The following is a 15671-nucleotide window of genomic DNA, read 5'->3' as shown; positions in this document are numbered from 1 at the left end:
GGCTCTCCGTTCAGTGTGCGCCGTGCGGTACGGCCAGCGCAGCGTTCTGGCTGCCGCGCCAGGCTTCGAGACGGCGGCGGCCGGCGATGAGGAAGCCGAGCACGAGGAAGCCGCCCGGCGGCAGGATCATGAACAAGGTATTGGCCGACTCGGGCAGCAGCTTCATTTCGAGGAAGGCGAAGTGCGAGCCGAGCAGCAGGTGGGCGTTGGCGAACAAGGTGCCGCTGCCGAAGACTTCACGGATGCCACCCATCACGGTCAGTGCGAGGGTGAAACCGAAGCCCATGGCGGCGCCATCAACGGCCGAGGCGAGCACCGGCTGGCGCGAGGCAAAGGCTTCGGCACGGCCGAGCACGGCGCAGTTGGCGACGATCAGCGCGATGTAGATGCCCAGCACCTTGTAGAGATCATGCAGCCAGGCGTTGAGCGCGAGGTCGACCAGGGTCACCATGCCGGCGATCAGCACGATGAAGATCGGAATGCGCACCGTGGGGCTGACCCAGTGGCGCAGGCTGGCGATCACCGCATTGGCGACGATCAGCACGGCCATGGTGGCCAGCCCCATGCCCAGCCCATTGGTGGCGCTGCTGGTAACAGCCATGGTCGGGCACATGCCAAGCAATTGCACCAGCACCACATTGCTGTCCCACAGACCGTCACGCACGACGTGGCCGAGCGACACTTCCCCTTCTACCGCTTCACCATGACTCATTTGCTTGCTCCCATTGCCAGCGGCTCGCCCAAGAGTTCAGGCTTGTGGGCCGCGAAATATTCAAGTCCCGTCTTGACCGTGGCGACCACGCCGCGCGGCGTGATGGTGGCGCCGGCGAACTGGTCGAAGTCGCCGCCGTCCTTCTTCACCGCCCAGTGACTGGGGCCGGGTTGGTCGAGCGATTTACCGTCGAAAGAGAGAATCCAGCGGTTCTTGGCCACTTCGATCTTGTCGCCCAGGCCCGGCGTTTCGGTGTGATGAGTGATGCGCACGCCGAGCACGGTGCCACGGGTGTCGATGGCCATTACCAGCGAGATCGGGCCGGCATAGCCCTTGCCGGAAATCTCGAACAGCGCGGCCTTGATGGCGCCCTGCTTGCGTGCGCGATACACGGTAAGCGGCTTGCCGTCGGGGCCGGTGACCTTCACCGTGTCCTTGAGCAGCTGATTGTCGGCAAACCCTTGCGGCAGCACTTGTTCGAGTGATTGCTGGGTGTCGCGCTCGCCCGCCGCAGCAATCGCTTCCTTGGTGAGGTCATAGACCACGGCCAGCACCGCCGTCACCGCCAGGCCCACGACACCCAGGGATGCGCCCTGGAACCACACTTCATCGAGCTTCGATTTGATGCTCATCGCACACTCTCCACACGGCGTGCCGGCAGCGACTTGCCCGTGAGGCTACGGCCGAAGATGCGCGGCCGCCACATATCGAGCAGAGGCGTCAGCGCGTTCATGATCAAAACAGCAAAGCCCACACCTTCGGGATAACCGCCCCAAGTACGGATCAACCAGGTCAGCAGGCCGCAACCCAGCGCAAACGCCCACTGCCCGGCCGGTGCGCTGGGAGAAGTGACGTAGTCGGTGGCGATGAAGAATGCACCGAGCATGGCGCCACCGGAGAGCAGGTGCGCCGAGAGCGGAATGAAGGCATCAGGCGCGAGGCCGTGGGCAATCAGCGCAGGCAGGCCAAGGCCGAGCATGAAGCCGATCGGGATGCGCAAGCCGATGATGCGCTTGGCAACGAGGAACAGGCCGCCAGCAAGGATCAGCAAGGCCGAGGTTTCGCCAAGACTGCCGGCGCGCGCGCCGACGAAGGACTGCCAGGGCACGAAGAGCTTGAGCCCGTCGATCAGCGGCGCGCCGCGACTGAGTTCGGTTTTGACATGGCCCAGCAAGGAGGCGCTGGTCATTGCATCCGGCACGCCGTTGTTGAGGAAGATCTGCGTCAGTGCATGGCTGAAATCGTGCGGCAGTGTCGCCGACAGCGGGCTGACCCATTGCGTCATCTGCACCGGAAATGAAACCAGCAACAGGGTGCGGCCAACCATCGCCGGGTTGAACAGATTGCAGCCCAATCCGCCAAACACCTGCTTGCCCAGCACGATGGCGCAGGCTGCGCCGAGGAAGCCGACCCACCAGGGCGCCCAGGGCGGCATCGACATGGCCAGCAACCAACCGGTGAGCACCGCCGAACCATCCCACAGCACGGGCATCACGCGCTTGCCGGCCCAGTTCAGGCACAACGCTTCAAAGAACACGCAGGACAGCACACAGACCGCCCAGAACAGGAAGGCCGACCAGCCAAACTGCCAGAAGCCGGCCAGGGTGGCGGGCGTGAGCGCCAGCAATACCAGGCCCATGATCTGGCTGGTGGTGCGGCTGCTCAGCGCGTGGGGAGATGCATGAACCTGACTCATGATGCGGCCTCACTCTTGCTCGGTTTTTCGGCGGCGGCTGCGGCGGCGCGCTCGGCCTTGCGGCGGGCGTGGGCTTCAGCCTTCTCGCGTTTTTCGCGTTCGATGCGTTCGGTCTTGGCATCGGTCAGCGCCTTGATGTTGTCCAGCCGTTTCTTGTCGCGACTCATCGCCGAGAGCTCGCCCTTGGCGTGGTAGAAGTACTGCACCAGCGGAATCCGCGACGGACAGACAAAGCCGCAGGCGCCACAGGTGAGGCAGTCACCGAGGCCGATGTCGTCTGCCTTGCCCAGCTCGTTGGCATTGATCAGCGAGGCCATTTCCAGCGGCATCAGGCCGACCGGACAAGCACTCACGCAGCTGGAGCAGCGGATGCAGGCACTCGGTTCGCGTTCGCCGACTTCGGCCGCAGTCAGCGCCAGTGCGCCGCTGGCGCCCTTGACCACCGGTGCTTCGAAGTTCGGCACGCCGATCCCCATCATCGGCCCGCCCACCACCACCCGCGCCGGCGAACTGGCGAGGCCGCCACAGCGCTCGAACAGATAGGACATCGGCGTACCGATGCGCGCGCGCAAATTGCGTGGCTCGCGCACCGCACCACCGGCAACGGTGATCACCCGCTCGGTCAGCGGCTCGCCAAAGCGCAGCGCGCGATGCACGGCATAGGCGGTACCGACGTTGTGCACCACTACGCCGACATCGGCGGCGCGTCCATCGGCCGGTGCTTCGATGCCGGTGAGGGTCTGGATCAGCTGACGGTCAGCCCCCATCGGATAGCGGCTGGGCACCTTGGCGATGAACACTTCGGGGTAAGCCTTGGCGGCGATCTTCATCGCCGTGATCGCTTCGGGCTTGTTGTCCTCGATGCCGACCAGCACCCGCGTGGCGCCGGTCGCTTTGAGAATCAGGCGTGCGCCCTCGACGATGCCGTCCGCATGCTCCTGCATCAGGCGGTCGTCACAGGAAAGGTAGGGCTCGCACTCGCTGCCATTGAGGATCAGCGTGGTGATCTTGTTCTTGGCGCCCAGCGCCAGCTTGACCGCCGAAGGAAAGGTCGCGCCGCCCATGCCGACGATGCCTGCAGCCGCCACGCGGCGGGCGATTTCGGCGCCATCGAGGTTGATCGGATAGTGCTCGGCGTGCAGGGGCGCCCATTCGTCGCGCCCATCGGGGCGGATGTGGATCGCCAGATCAGGCAGGCCCGAGGGGTGCGGCATGCTGGCTTCGGCAATCGCCACCACCACACCGGAGGTCGGCGCATGCAGCGGCGCCGAGATATTGCCGACCGCGTCGGCAATCAGCTGGCCACGCAGCACCTGATCACCGACGGCGACCACCGGGCGCGCAGCGGCGCCAACGTGTTGCGACAGCGGCACGGTGAGCAGCGGCGGCAAGCCGGCCTCTTCGATGGCCAGGCCGCAGGCGGGGAATTTGTGGCTATCCGGATGCACGCCCCAGCGCTGCAGGAGCTTGCGGATCGGAGGAATGACAATGGCACTCATGTCAGGACACCATGGCAGGTTTGGGCATGACCCAGGTGCCGAGGGTCTCGGGCACTTCGATCATGCAGATCGCGCCGGTCGGGCATTTTTCGGTGCATTGGTTGCAACCGGTGCAGGCTTCATCCATCACCGTATGCAGCTGCTTGGTGCTGCCGATGATGGCGTCGGACGGGCAGGTACGGAAACACTTGGTGCAGCCGATGCAGATCGCCTCCTGGATGGTGGCCACCATCGGACGCGGCGCCTCGCCACCGTCATCGAGCTTGATGCCCAGGTGATCGGCAATCGTCTGCGCAACCACCTTGCCGCCGGGCGGGCAGCAGCTGGGCGAAGCCTCACCGGCGACAATCGCCTGGGCCGCACCGGCACAGCCGGGAAAGCCGCACTGACCGCAGTTGGCGGCAGGCAGCATGGCCATCACTTCTTCCACCCGCGCATCACCCTCGACATGCAGCTTCTTCGCTGCGATGCCCAGCACCAGCCCCAGACCGGAGCTGATCGCGGCAAGACTCACCATGGCAGTTAACATGTTCCTGGCCTCCTTGAATATGTCAGTGAATGCTTGCTGGCGCGAGACCGGTGAAACCCATGAAGGCCAGCGCCAGCAGGCTGGCCGTGATGTAGGCAATCGGCGCACCGCTGAAGGTCGCCGGCACGCGGACCAGGGCCAGGCGTTCGCGCAGACCGGCGAAGATGATCATCACCAGCGAGAACCCGAGCCCGGAAGCAAAGCCGTTGATCACCGCCAGCCCGAGCCCCGCCTTGGCCTGTGCATTGATCAGCGGAATACCCAGCACGGCACAGTTGGTGGTGATCAGCGGCAGGTAGATGCCGAGCACGCGATACAGATCCGGGGTGACTTTCTTGACAAACATTTCGACAAACTGCACCACCGCCGCAATGACCAGGATGTAGGTGAGGATGCGCAGATAGACCAGGTCGAATGCGATCAGCAACCAGTTCTCCAGCGCCCACGCCGCAGCGGATGACAAAGTCATCACAAAGGTCGTAGCCAGACCCATACCGACGGCGCCGTCAATTTTGTTCGACACGCCCATGAAGGGACACAGACCTAGAAACTTGACCAGCACCACGTTGTTGACGAGCACTATGCCAATGATGGTGAGCAACATTTCGCGCATGGGGAAACCTCCTGTTTCCCGCTGCTATGCATGGCCTGTGCCAGAGAAACAAAGTCATTTCTCATCAATCACTTGCTTCGACTACGCGGCAATCTCGAAGAGGCCTTTGTCGGGCTTGTCACACAGCGCGAAACACGACATCAAGCCGCCACGACGAACAGCGTTCGGCGCGCAACGGGCGCGCGTGCGTACACGTGCGTGCGCGCCCGTTGGCCGCAGCAGCAGCTGACAAATCCATGCGCAAGTGACGCGTCAGCTATGCGACAAATTCGACATCGTGTTCGACACGTTTCGCTGCGGCGCCGCAGAAAATGCGCTAAACACTTGATCCAGATCAAAATTCAAAACTGGTTCGCAAGTTGCTTAGAGGGTCCTGCAGGCTGATTCACGCCAAGCGAATGCCCGAATCAAAGCAGGAGAGAAAGATGACGAACCGCCCGATCTATCTGGACTATTCCGCTACTACACCTGTCGATCCACGCGTTGTCGCAAAGATGATGCCCTGGCTCTTCGACAACTTCGGCAATCCGGCCAGCCGCTCGCACAGCTACGGCTGGGCGGCGGAAGAGGCGGTGGAAATTGCCCGCGAACAAGTGGCGGCACTGGTCGGTGCAGATCCCCGCGAAATCGTGTGGACCTCGGGCGCAACCGAATCGAATAATCTCGCCATCAAGGGTGCAGCGCGTTTCCACGCGGCACGCGGCAAGCACATCATCACCGTCAAGACCGAACACAAGGCGGTGCTCGATACCTGCCGCGAACTCGAACGCGACGGCTTCGAAGTCAGCTACCTCGATGTGCAGGAAAACGGCCTGCTCGACATCGAAGCTTTCAAGGCAGCGATCCGCCCCGACACCATTCTCGCCTCGGTGATGTTCGTCAATAACGAGATCGGCGTGATCCAGGACGTCGCCGCACTGGGCACCATCTGTCGTGACAAGGGCATCCTGTTCCACGTCGATGCCGCACAGGCCACCGGCAAGGTCGACATCAATCTCGACGAGCTGCCGATCGACATGATGTCGATGTCGGCGCACAAGACCTACGGCCCCAAGGGCATCGGCGCCCTCTACGTCTGCCGCAAGCCGCGTGTGCGCATCGAAGCGCTGATCCACGGCGGCGGTCATGAACGTGGCATGCGCTCCGGCACCTTACCGACCCACCAGATCGTCGGCATGGGCGAAGCCTACTGGATCGCCCGTGAAGCCATGGGCACCGAGAACGAACGCATCCGCTGGCTGCGCGACCGCCTGATGAATGGCTTGGTCAAGCTCGACCAGGTCTTCCTCAACGGCGATCTGGAACGCCGCGTGCCGCACAACCTCAACCTCAGCTTCAACTTCGTCGAAGGCGAATCGCTGCTGATGGGCATCAAGGATGTGGCGGTCTCCTCCGGCTCGGCCTGTACCTCGGCCAGTCTGGAACCCTCCTATGTGCTGCGCGCGCTGGGCCGCAGCGACGAGCTTGCGCACAGCTCGATCCGCTTCTCGATCGGTCGCTTCACCACGCAGGACGAAGTCGATGCGGTGATCGAGAAAATCTCCACTGCCGTCAGCAAGCTGCGCGAGCTCTCGCCGCTGTGGGACATGCATCGCGAAGGTATCGATCTGAATTCCGTGCAGTGGGCTGCACATTGATTTGAGGGACTAGGAGCTAGGGATAAGGGGCTAGAGAAAGCATGCGCGCGCACCAGCGCGCGGAAACTCAATCTAGTCCATAGCCTCCAGCCCCTAAGCCTCGCGACTGAAAGGAGCAAGCAAATGGCATATAGCGACAAGGTTCTGGATCACTACGACAATCCCCGCAACGTTGGCTCGATGTCTTCGGCGGATGATGATGTGGGCACCGGCATGGTTGGCGCGCCAGCCTGCGGCGATGTGATGAAGCTGCAGATCAAGGTCAATGCGGCCGGCGTCATCGAGGACGCGAAATTCAAGACCTATGGCTGTGGCTCGGCAATTGCCTCGTCCTCCCTGGTCACCGAATGGGTCAAGGGCAAGACGCTCGACGAAGCGCTGGCCATCAAGAACACCGACATCGCCGAAGAGCTGGCCCTGCCGCCGGTCAAGATCCACTGTTCGATCCTCGCCGAAGACGCCATCAAGGCCGCTGTCGCCGACTTCCGCACCAAGCAGCAAGCGGATGGTGCCTGCCCCGCCGTCGTCGTCGAACAAGCCGCCTGAAAGGAAGCGTCATGAATGCAGTCACTGAAATGCCCTCGCCGATCAACTTCTCCGACGCAGCGGCCAGCAAGGTCGCTGAAATGATCGCCGAAGAAGGCAATCCCGCGCTGAAGCTGCGCGTCTATGTCTCCGGCGGAGGCTGCTCGGGCTTCCAGTACGGCTTCGCCTTCGAAGAAGAAGACAAGGAAGACGACATGGCCATCGAAAAGGGCGGCGTCAAGCTGGTCGTCGATGCAATGAGCATGCAGTACCTGATGGGCGCCGAGATCGATTTCGAAGACGGCCTCGAAGGTTCGCGCTTTGTCATCCGCAATCCGAACGCAACCTCGACCTGCGGTTGCGGCAGCTCGTTCTCGGTCTAAGGAGCTTCATCATGATCACAGTCAGCCCTGCTGCTGCACGGCATGTGCAGAAGAGTCTGATCAAGCGTGGCGGTGGTGTCGGCCTGCGTCTGGCCGTCAAGACCAGCGGTTGCTCCGGCCTCGCCTACGCGCTCGAATTCGTCGATACGCCGGAAGCGGAAGACCAGCTCTTCGAGAGCAATGGCGTGACCATCGTCGTTGATCCGAAGAGCCATGTGATCCTCGATGGCACCGAGCTGGACTTCGTGCGCGAAGGTCTCAACGAAGGCTTCAAGTTCAACAATCCGAATGCCAAGGCCGCCTGCGGTTGCGGCGAAAGCTTCGCCGTTTAACCGCCCGGCTTACCTCTCCGCGCAGCACAGCACAGCACGCGCTGACACTGCCCGCTGCACGCGGGCGGAGGGGACTCTTGCGACACTGCTTTACCACGGAGCTTCACCATGGCCTTGCTGCAAATTGCCGAACCCGGACTGAGCGCTGCGCCCCATCAGCATCGCCTGGCCGTCGGCATCGATCTGGGCACCACCAACTCGCTTGTCGCCACGGTGGCCAGCAGTGTCGTCAAGGTGTTGCCCGACGAGGCCGGCAAGATGCTGCTGCCCTCCGTGGTGCGCTACACCGGCGATGAGGAAGCGCCGATCATCGTCGGCTACGCCGCACAGGCCGAGCAGATCCAGGACCCGCGCAATACCATCGTCTCGGTCAAGCGCTTCATGGGCCGTGGTCTGGCGGACATTGCCGAACCGGCCAGCATGCCCTACGAGTTTGTCGACGCGCCCGGCATGCTTAGCCTCAACACGCGGGCCGGCGTCAAATCGCCGGTCGAGGTCTCGGCCGAGATCCTGCGCAGCCTGCGTAGCCGTGCCGAAGCCTCGCTGGGTGGCGAACTGGTCGGCGCAGTGATCACCGTGCCGGCCTATTTCGACGACGCCCAGCGTCAGGCCACCAAGGACGCGGCGCGCCTGGCCGGGCTGAACGTGCTGCGCCTGCTCAACGAACCGACGGCGGCGGCGATTGCCTACGGCCTCGACAATGGTTCCGAAGGGACCTTCGCTATCTATGATCTGGGTGGCGGCACCTTCGATATTTCAATTCTCAAACTCTCCCGCGGTGTGTTTGAAGTGCTGTCGACTTCAGGCGACGCCGCGCTGGGAGGCGACGATTTCGATCACCGGATTGCCGACTGGATCAGACAACAGATCGAGCTGCAAACCGGGTCCAACCTCGCACTCGCAGCGCCCTCCCCCAACGACACGCGCATGATGCTGGCGCAGGCACGAGCCGCCAAGGAAACGCTGTCGAGTGCACCTGTCACTCAGGTCACCGGGACGCTGTCGAACGGACACCGCTTCGACTTCAGCCTCAGCCGCGAGGCTTTCGAGGCGCTGACGAAGGATCTGATCGCCCGCAGTCTTGCGCCGGTGCGCAAGGCGTTGCGCGACGCCGGTGTGCGTGCAGACGAGGTCGATGGAGTCGTCATGGTTGGTGGTTCGACGCGCATGCCGCAGGTACGCGAGGCCGTGCGCGGGCTGTTCGGTCGCGAGCCGCTGACCGATCTCAACCCCGACGAAGTGGTCGCCCTGGGCGCCGCGCTGCAGGCCAATATCCTGGCCGGCAATCGCGCACCGGGCAGTGGCGACGACTGGCTGCTGCTCGATGTCTGTCCGCTGTCGCTGGGGCTGGAAACCATGGGCGGCCTGGTCGAGAAGGTGATTCCGCGCAATTCGACGATTCCCACCGCACGCGCCCAGGAATTCACCACTTTCAAGGACGGCCAGACCGCAATGGCGATCCACGTGCTGCAAGGCGAGCGCGAGCTGGTCAGCGACTGTCGCTCGCTGGCGCGCTTCGAGCTGCGCGGCATCCCGCCGATGGTGGCCGGTGCGGCACGCATCCGGGTAACGTTCCAGATCGATGCTGACGGCCTGTTGTCGGTCAGCGCACGCGAGGAAACCTCGGGCATCGAGGCGCAGATCCAGGTCAAGCCTTCTTACGGGCTCAACGACGATCAAATCACCGACATGCTGCTCGACGCCTACGGCAAGGCCGACGCCGACATGGCCGCGCGCATGCTGCGCGAAGCCCAGGTCGATGCACGCCGCCTGCTCGACGCTACTGACATCGCGCTGCAGGAAGATGGCCACACCTTGCTCAGCCATGATGAGTACGTCGCCATCCAGGCCGCGATGTATGCGCTGGGTGAAGAACTGGAGAGCGGCAGCGACGCACAGCAACTCAAGCGCGTGAGCGATGCGCTCAACCAGGCCACCACGCGCTTTGCCGAACTGCGCATGGATGCCAGCATCCGCCGCGCCCTCTCGGGCACCAAACTGGAAGAACTGACATGAGCACGCTGACCGTTCTCCCCCATGCCGAGCTGTGCCCGCAAGGCGCCCGCATCGAAGCCAAACCCGGCATCAGCATCTGCGACGCCCTGCTCGACGCCGGCATCGCCATCGAGCACGCCTGTGAAAAAGTGGCCGCCTGCGCCACCTGCCATGTTTACGTGCGCCAGGGCGCCAGCTCGCTCAACCAGCCCGACGATGAGGAAGAAGACCAGCTCGACGCCGCCTGGGGGCTGGAAGCCGCCTCGCGCCTGGCCTGCTGTGCCAAGATCGGCCAAGCCGATGTCACCGTCGAGCTACCCCGCCACACCCGTAACCTGGCGCGCGAATAATCACCTCGCGGCGGCCTAAACCGGCAATTGAGGCCACAATCCAGCCTTGTACTCATTGAGACTCGGCACAGTTCCAGCTACGCTAGAACCGTGTGGCATAACGCTTGGCGCGATGTCACGCCGTATCGACACCACAGCGAGAATTGAGCATGGAACAGTCGGACCCCGCCTACGCCGCTTTGCACTCCTACACACAGGCGTTGGCGGTTGCGCTGGCCTACCGCGACCTGCTCACCCGCCTGCACTCGGAACGCGTGCTGGGGCTGGCGCAAGAGCTGGGCGAAGGGCTGGGACTCTCTGCGGAGCAGATGGGTTTGCTGCGCATTGCCGCCAGCTTTCACGACATCGGCAAGATCGGCACGCCCGACCGCATCCTCTTCAAGACCAGCGAACTCAACGCCGAGGAATGGCGGCAGATGCAGGCGCACTCGGCGATTGGCGAAGAGATCATCGCCGCCACGCTGATCGACGGCGCGCAGGAAGCCGCGCGGATCATCCGCCACCACCACGAACACTACGACGGCCAGGGCTATCCGGACCGGCTGGCTGGCGAAGACATCCCGCTGCTCGCGCGCATCATCAGCATCGCCGACAGCTACGACGCCATGGCCGAATCACGCAGCTACCAGAACGCCAAGCCGCACGGCGAGATCATGCGCATCCTGCAGGCCGAGAGCGGCAGCAAGCACGATCCCGAACTGATGCGCGCCTTCGCCGAGCGCATCGAACACAGCAGCTACAAGGCTGCCAGCAAATGAATGCAGCCATCGCATGAGAGTTTGATCTGAACCAGCCCCAAGCGGGTCTGGCGACACTAGCATGCATCCAGGAAAGGCGCCCGCCGGGCCCCGAACCGCAGCAGGTGCCACCGCACGCCGGCACCGTCCAAGGAGTTGGCAATGAAAAGAATGATCATCGTGATGTGCGCGCTGATGTTGGGCTGTTTCGGGCTCAATGCATCCGCCAAGGAAGGCGAAGCGAGCACGGGCAAGAGCAGCGGAGCGCGCATTGAAATGGGCAAAGGCCACTTCAAGCGTGACGCCAAACCCTTTCACTACTGGGATCAGGCCGGAGAGATTCCCGCGCCCTGTGCGCGCTGTCACGCCGCGGAAGGCGTGCCGCAGTACCTCAAGGAAGGCAAGAACACGCCGGCCAAGCTGGTCAAGAATGCCTATGCCTGCACCAACTGCCATGCCGACATGCTCAGCTACGAGCGCAATACGGTCAGCAAGGTCACCTTCCCCAGCGAGCTGACGGTCGACACCGGCAACAACGACGCCAATCTGTGCATGACCTGTCACCAGGGGCGTGAATCGACCAACAGCGTCAACAAAGCGATTGGCGACAAGCCAGTGGATACGCCGGATCCGAAGATCGCCTTCATCCACGTCCATTACTACCCGGCCGGCGCCACGCTCTACGGCACCCAGGCCAAGGTGGCCTACGAGTACGCCGGCAAGACCTACGCCGGTCGCTACAACCACCCCAAGAAGATGAACCAGTGCACCGCCTGCCATGACCCGCACAGCGGCGAGCTCAAACGCGAGCAATGCGCCAGCTGCCATGACGACGAGAAAACGGGTGTGCCCGAAACCGATGCCGTCGAGCTCAAGAAACAGCTCGCTGAGCTGTATGCCGGCATCCAGCAGTACGCACGTGCGGTCGGCGGCAGCGCGCTGGCCTACTCCTCCGCCGCTTCGCCCTACTGGTATGCCGACAGCAATGGCAATGGCAAGGTCGACCCCGAGGAGCTCAAGCCAAGCAATAGCTACAAGGCGTATACGCCGCGCCTCTTGCAAGCGGTCTATAACTACACCTTCCTGATCCGTGACCCGGGCGCCGCCTATCACAACGGCCGCTACGCCCTGCAGATCGCTTACGACTCGCTCGACAGCCTGGCCGCCAGCGGCAAGGCCGGCATCGACATGAAGGGCAAAGTGCGTCCTTAAGCGCACGCTCATCACCTTGCAGGCTGGATGTCGGTGACATCCAGCCTTTTTCATGTCCGGCGCAGGCCCGCCACACCGCGCAGCGCGCCGACCGCTGTCTGCGACAAAGCGCACATTCCCCACAGGCTCTCGCCCTGAACAACGCCCGCACACCTTTTAAAACAGTAACTTAACCAGTGGCACGGTGCTTGCTGAATCCCTGTCGAGGGGGTTCTCCATGAACGCTGGCTTCATCATCAACGACACGACTTTGCGCGACGGCGAGCAGACGGCCGGCGTCGCCTTCACCGTAGAAGAGAAGTGTGCGATTGCCCAGGCACTGGCGCAGGCCGGCGTGCCTGAGATGGAGATCGGCATTCCCGCCATGGGTGAAGCCGAGATCGAAGTGATCAACAGCATCGCCGAGCTGCACCTCGATTCCCTGCTGATGGTCTGGGGTCGCATGGTCGAGACCGATGTGCGCGCCGCCCTGCGCTGCCGTGCCGACATCGTGCATCTGTCGATCCCGGTGTCCGATGTGCATATCGAGTCCAAGCTGCGCCGCAGCCGTGACTGGGTGCTGGCGCAGATCCGCCCGAATGTCGAGATGGCGCTGGCCGCCGGTCTGGATGTCAGCGTCGGCATGGAAGACGCCTCGCGCGCCGACCGCGACTTCCTCTGCCGCGTCGCCGAGCACGCCCAGGCCGCCGGTGCACGCCGCGTGCGCTTTGCCGACACGCTGGGCATTCTCGATCCGTTCAGCACCGTCGAGGCGATTGCCCAGCTGCGCCGCGCAGTCGATCTGGAAATCGAAATCCACGCCCACAACGATCTGGGCCTGGCCACCGCCAACACCCTCGCCGCCTTCCGTGCCGGCGCCACGCACGCCAACACCACCGTCAATGGCCTGGGCGAGCGCGCCGGCAATGCGCCGCTGGAAGAAGTGGTGATGGCGATGCGCCACATTCACGGCGCCGATCTGGGGGTCGACTCGCACTGGCTGCTGCCGATCTCGCACCTCGTCGAAGAGGCCTCCGGCCGGCCGGTGGCCGCCAACAAGAGCATCGTCGGCGCTGGCGTATTCACGCATGAATCCGGAATCCATGTGGATGGCCTCATGAAAGACCAACGTAACTATCAGGGCTTCGACCCGGCTGAGCTGGGGCGCTCGCATCGCCTGGTGCTCGGCAAGCATTCGGGCTCACACGCCGTACAGGCCGCCTACGCCAATCTGGGCTTGCACCCGACGGCGCTGGAGACGGCACAGATCATCGAACGCATCCGCGCCCACGCCATGCAGACCAAGCATGAGCCCAGCGCCACCGATCTGACCCACTTCTACCTTGAAGCCTCGCGTAGCCTGCGGGAGGCTTCATGAAAGCTGAACACACGATCATGGACTCTCTGGCTGCGGCCGCACAACAAGCACCCCGTCCGGGCATGCTGGCGATGCTGCGTGAAGACGTGGCCTGCGTGTTCCAGCGCGACCCGGCGGCGCGCAACACCCTGGAGCTGCTGACCATCTATCCGGGCATCCAGGCGCTAGTGCTGCATCGCTTCGCGCATGCCATGTGGACCTCCGGCCTGCGCTACCTGCCGCGCCTGATCTCGTTCATCGCGCGCTTCCTGACCAATATCGACATCCATCCCGGTGCCACCATCGGCCGCCGCTTCTTCATCGACCACGGTGCCTGCGTGGTGATCGGCGAGACGGCCGAGATCGGCGACGATGTCACGCTCTACCACGGTGTCACCCTCGGCGGCACCACCTGGACCGCCGGCAAACGCCACCCGACCCTGGGCCACGGCGTGGTGGTCGGCGCCGGCGCCAAGATTCTCGGCGCCATCACGGTGGGCGACCGCGCCCGCGTCGCCGCCAATTCGGTCGTCATTGAAGACGTCACCCCCGGCATGACCGTGGTCGGCATTCCCGGCCGCATGGTCCTGCCCAAAAGCCAGCGTCGTATCGACGGTGGCATCGACCTTGATCACCACCAGATGCCTGACCCGGTCGGCAAGGCCATTGGCTGCCTGCTCGAACGGATCAGCGAACTGGAGAAAGAAGTTCTCCGCATGCGAGGCGAGCGCATTGCGGTGCAGAGCGCCTGCGGCGACTGCGACGACACCTGCTCGCAACCCAGCTTCGACGGCAGCACGCCCGGCGTTGACCACACCACAGGAGTACCCCGCCATGAATGAACTGACCGCACGTCTTGCGAATTTGTCCTCTGCCGAGGAATTCCTCGACTTCTTTGCCCTGGCTTACGATCAATCGGTCGTCAATGTCAGCCGCCTGCACATCCTCAAGCGCTTCTACCAGTACCTGCGCCGCGACACCGAGCTCTCCGGCATGGTCGATGAAGCCAGCCTCTACGCGCGCTATCGCAGCCTGCTGTCGCAAGCCTACGAAGACTTCGTCAAGTCGACGCCGGCACAAGAGAAGGTCTTCAAGGTCTTCCAGGACACCGACGGCAAGCAAAGCGTGACGCTGGACAGCCTGCGCGCCACGCTGCCTTCGGCGGCCTGACCAGGGTTTGCGATGACGGAGATCCAGCTCTTTCTTTCGCACGCGATTCAACTCGAACGCGAAGCAGCCGCCCGCTACGTCGAACTCGCAGCGGCCATGGAAAACCTTGGCAACCACGAAGTGGCGAGCTTCTTCGCCAAGATGGCGATCTACGCCCGGCGGCACCTCGACGAAGCCGTCGAGCGTGGCGGCCTGCACGAGATCCCGGCGATGGACCGCAACGCGTTCCGCTGGCCCGGTGGCGAATCGCCCGAAGCGCCAGAACTGGACGACATCCATCCGCTGATGGACGTGCAGTCGGCCCTGCTCCTCGCGCTAGAAGGCGAGCATCGCAGCCAGCGCTTCTATAGCCAGGTCTGTTCGCTGACTCAGGATGACACCGTCCGCGTCGTCGCCGCCGAGTTCTCCATCGAAGAAGCCGAACACGTTGCCTTGCTGCAGAACTGGTTGCAACGCAGCTCGGTCGCCAGCTGAAACCGGGACCCAGATCGTGACCACCCTCGAGCAGTTTCTTGCCAATGTCGTGCTGCTCGAAAGCGAAGCGGCCGAGCACTACGAGCGCTTCGCCCAGCGCGCCCTGCAGGCCGGTGATGTCGAACTGGAGTCTTTCTTCTCCGCGCTGGCCGAGCTGACGCGGATCGAAGCGAACGATGCACGCATCAGTGGCGGGCCCGGCGCCCGCGCCAATATCCGCCTGCGCAAGCTGCCGGAATTCACCGATCACCCGCGTTCAGCGATCAAGGTCGGCGGCGATACCCTGCTCGACCTGCACCGCGTGATGACCCAAGCCCTTGAACTCAAGCGGCGCTGCCATGCCTATTACCTCAGCATGATTGCGCTGAGCACCGATTCCACACTGCGCCAGACAGCGCAGGCCTTTGAAACCGAAAGCGCAGCCCACCTGGCCGCGCTTGAACAATGGATCGTACGACTGTCCGCCTAAGT

At 63.5% G+C, this 15671-nt stretch carries 19 protein-coding genes; 13 read left to right on the top strand and 6 right to left on the bottom strand.

Going from position 1 to position 15671, the window contains the following annotated elements:
• Positions 1 to 10: 10 nt before the first annotated feature.
• Genes ABDB84_RS16880 through rsxA form a run of 6 tightly spaced genes read right to left on the bottom strand, consistent with a single transcriptional unit; the run spans position 11 to position 5049 of the window.
• A complete protein-coding gene (locus ABDB84_RS16880; RefSeq protein ID WP_345920936.1) occupies positions 11 to 712 on the bottom strand; it encodes an electron transport complex subunit E in 702 nt (233 codons plus the stop codon).
• A complete protein-coding gene (gene rsxG, locus ABDB84_RS16875; RefSeq protein ID WP_345920934.1) occupies positions 709 to 1344 on the bottom strand; it encodes an electron transport complex subunit RsxG in 636 nt (211 codons plus the stop codon). Before rsxG ends, ABDB84_RS16880 begins: the two co-directional genes overlap by 4 nt.
• On the bottom strand, positions 1341 to 2408 hold the full coding sequence (locus ABDB84_RS16870) for an RnfABCDGE type electron transport complex subunit D (protein ID WP_345920933.1): 1068 nt from the start codon (positions 2406 to 2408) through the stop codon (positions 1341 to 1343). Before ABDB84_RS16870 ends, rsxG begins: the two co-directional genes overlap by 4 nt.
• Positions 2405 to 3907 carry an electron transport complex subunit RsxC gene (gene rsxC / locus ABDB84_RS16865; protein ID WP_345920932.1) on the bottom strand — a complete coding sequence of 501 codons (1503 nt, stop codon included), beginning with the start codon at positions 3905 to 3907 and terminating at the stop codon, positions 2405 to 2407. Before rsxC ends, ABDB84_RS16870 begins: the two co-directional genes overlap by 4 nt.
• Before the next feature lies 1 nt (position 3908).
• Positions 3909 to 4436 (bottom strand): RnfABCDGE type electron transport complex subunit B, encoded by a 528-nt coding sequence (locus ABDB84_RS16860; protein ID WP_345920931.1) that lies wholly within the window; start codon positions 4434 to 4436, stop codon positions 3909 to 3911.
• 22 nt (positions 4437 to 4458) lie between these two features.
• Positions 4459 to 5049, bottom strand: coding sequence for an electron transport complex subunit RsxA (gene rsxA / locus ABDB84_RS16855; RefSeq protein ID WP_345920930.1), 591 nt, complete (start codon positions 5047 to 5049; stop codon positions 4459 to 4461).
• 425 nt (positions 5050 to 5474) lie between these two features.
• Between rsxA and ABDB84_RS16850 the strand changes: the two genes are divergently transcribed.
• From ABDB84_RS16850 to ABDB84_RS16790, 13 genes are all read left to right on the top strand, one after another.
• Positions 5475 to 6686, top strand: a complete 1212-nt coding sequence (locus tag ABDB84_RS16850; RefSeq protein WP_345920929.1) for an IscS subfamily cysteine desulfurase — start codon at positions 5475 to 5477, stop codon at positions 6684 to 6686.
• Positions 6687 to 6809: 123 nt separating this feature from the next.
• Positions 6810 to 7232 carry a Fe-S cluster assembly scaffold IscU gene (gene iscU, locus ABDB84_RS16845; protein WP_345920928.1) on the top strand — a complete coding sequence of 141 codons (423 nt, stop codon included), beginning with the start codon at positions 6810 to 6812 and terminating at the stop codon, positions 7230 to 7232.
• 11 nt (positions 7233 to 7243) lie between these two features.
• Positions 7244 to 7594 (top strand): iron-sulfur cluster insertion protein ErpA, encoded by a 351-nt coding sequence (erpA, locus tag ABDB84_RS16840; protein ID WP_345920927.1) that lies wholly within the window; start codon positions 7244 to 7246, stop codon positions 7592 to 7594.
• 11 nt (positions 7595 to 7605) lie between these two features.
• The gene (gene iscA, locus ABDB84_RS16835) at positions 7606 to 7926 is read left to right on the top strand and encodes an iron-sulfur cluster assembly protein IscA (protein ID WP_428715102.1); all 321 of its coding nucleotides are present in this window, start codon (positions 7606 to 7608) and stop codon (positions 7924 to 7926) included.
• A gap of 108 nt (positions 7927 to 8034) precedes the next feature.
• The gene (gene hscA / locus ABDB84_RS16830; protein ID WP_345920926.1) at positions 8035 to 9942 is read left to right on the top strand and encodes a Fe-S protein assembly chaperone HscA; all 1908 of its coding nucleotides are present in this window, start codon (positions 8035 to 8037) and stop codon (positions 9940 to 9942) included.
• Positions 9939 to 10271, top strand: coding sequence for an ISC system 2Fe-2S type ferredoxin (gene fdx, locus ABDB84_RS16825; RefSeq protein WP_345920925.1), 333 nt, complete (start codon positions 9939 to 9941; stop codon positions 10269 to 10271). Before hscA ends, fdx begins: the two co-directional genes overlap by 4 nt.
• A gap of 149 nt (positions 10272 to 10420) precedes the next feature.
• Positions 10421 to 11029, top strand: a complete 609-nt coding sequence (locus tag ABDB84_RS16820; protein ID WP_345920924.1) for an HD-GYP domain-containing protein — start codon at positions 10421 to 10423, stop codon at positions 11027 to 11029.
• Between the two features lie 141 nt (positions 11030 to 11170).
• Positions 11171 to 12220 carry a hypothetical protein gene (locus ABDB84_RS16815; protein ID WP_345920923.1) on the top strand — a complete coding sequence of 350 codons (1050 nt, stop codon included), beginning with the start codon at positions 11171 to 11173 and terminating at the stop codon, positions 12218 to 12220.
• A gap of 217 nt (positions 12221 to 12437) precedes the next feature.
• Positions 12438 to 13577, top strand: a complete 1140-nt coding sequence (gene nifV, locus ABDB84_RS16810; protein WP_345920922.1) for a homocitrate synthase — start codon at positions 12438 to 12440, stop codon at positions 13575 to 13577.
• Positions 13578 to 13639: 62 nt separating this feature from the next.
• Positions 13640 to 14398: a serine O-acetyltransferase gene (cysE, locus tag ABDB84_RS16805; RefSeq protein WP_428715103.1), complete on the top strand. Its 759-nt coding sequence runs from the start codon at positions 13640 to 13642 to the stop codon at positions 14396 to 14398.
• Complete coding sequence (gene nifW, locus ABDB84_RS16800) at positions 14391 to 14726, top strand: nitrogenase stabilizing/protective protein NifW (protein WP_345920920.1); 336 nt, start codon at positions 14391 to 14393, stop codon at positions 14724 to 14726. Before cysE ends, nifW begins: the two co-directional genes overlap by 8 nt.
• Before the next feature lie 12 nt (positions 14727 to 14738).
• Positions 14739 to 15200 carry a ferritin-like domain-containing protein gene (locus ABDB84_RS16795; RefSeq protein WP_345920919.1) on the top strand — a complete coding sequence of 154 codons (462 nt, stop codon included), beginning with the start codon at positions 14739 to 14741 and terminating at the stop codon, positions 15198 to 15200.
• A gap of 16 nt (positions 15201 to 15216) precedes the next feature.
• Positions 15217 to 15669: a ferritin family protein gene (locus tag ABDB84_RS16790; protein ID WP_345920918.1), complete on the top strand. Its 453-nt coding sequence runs from the start codon at positions 15217 to 15219 to the stop codon at positions 15667 to 15669.
• Positions 15670 to 15671: the final 2 nt, after the last annotated feature.

It is taken from the genome of Uliginosibacterium sediminicola (genome assembly GCF_039631295.1).
Classification (GTDB): Bacteria; Pseudomonadota; Gammaproteobacteria; order Burkholderiales; family Rhodocyclaceae; genus Viridibacterium; species Viridibacterium sediminicola.
The sequence above is the reverse complement of the archived record's forward strand: the minus strand, read 5'-3'. Positions and strand labels throughout refer to the sequence as shown.

Coding starts and splice junctions, on each gene's coding strand:
- ABDB84_RS16880 (WP_345920936.1), bottom strand. CDS start 712: ATGAGTCATGGTGAAGCGGTAGAAGGGGAAGTGTCGCTCGGCCACGTC.
- rsxG (WP_345920934.1), bottom strand. CDS start 1,344: ATGAGCATCAAATCGAAGCTCGATGAAGTGTGGTTCCAGGGCGCATCC.
- ABDB84_RS16870 (WP_345920933.1), bottom strand. CDS start 2,408: ATGAGTCAGGTTCATGCATCTCCCCACGCGCTGAGCAGCCGCACCACC.
- rsxC (WP_345920932.1), bottom strand. CDS start 3,907: ATGAGTGCCATTGTCATTCCTCCGATCCGCAAGCTCCTGCAGCGCTGG.
- ABDB84_RS16860 (WP_345920931.1), bottom strand. CDS start 4,436: ATGTTAACTGCCATGGTGAGTCTTGCCGCGATCAGCTCCGGTCTGGGG.
- rsxA (WP_345920930.1), bottom strand. CDS start 5,049: ATGCGCGAAATGTTGCTCACCATCATTGGCATAGTGCTCGTCAACAAC.
- ABDB84_RS16850 (WP_345920929.1), top strand. CDS start 5,475: ATGACGAACCGCCCGATCTATCTGGACTATTCCGCTACTACACCTGTC.
- iscU (WP_345920928.1), top strand. CDS start 6,810: ATGGCATATAGCGACAAGGTTCTGGATCACTACGACAATCCCCGCAAC.
- erpA (WP_345920927.1), top strand. CDS start 7,244: ATGAATGCAGTCACTGAAATGCCCTCGCCGATCAACTTCTCCGACGCA.
- iscA (WP_428715102.1), top strand. CDS start 7,606: ATGATCACAGTCAGCCCTGCTGCTGCACGGCATGTGCAGAAGAGTCTG.
- hscA (WP_345920926.1), top strand. CDS start 8,035: ATGGCCTTGCTGCAAATTGCCGAACCCGGACTGAGCGCTGCGCCCCAT.
- fdx (WP_345920925.1), top strand. CDS start 9,939: ATGAGCACGCTGACCGTTCTCCCCCATGCCGAGCTGTGCCCGCAAGGC.
- ABDB84_RS16820 (WP_345920924.1), top strand. CDS start 10,421: ATGGAACAGTCGGACCCCGCCTACGCCGCTTTGCACTCCTACACACAG.
- ABDB84_RS16815 (WP_345920923.1), top strand. CDS start 11,171: ATGAAAAGAATGATCATCGTGATGTGCGCGCTGATGTTGGGCTGTTTC.
- nifV (WP_345920922.1), top strand. CDS start 12,438: ATGAACGCTGGCTTCATCATCAACGACACGACTTTGCGCGACGGCGAG.
- cysE (WP_428715103.1), top strand. CDS start 13,640: ATGCTGGCGATGCTGCGTGAAGACGTGGCCTGCGTGTTCCAGCGCGAC.
- nifW (WP_345920920.1), top strand. CDS start 14,391: ATGAATGAACTGACCGCACGTCTTGCGAATTTGTCCTCTGCCGAGGAA.
- ABDB84_RS16795 (WP_345920919.1), top strand. CDS start 14,739: ATGACGGAGATCCAGCTCTTTCTTTCGCACGCGATTCAACTCGAACGC.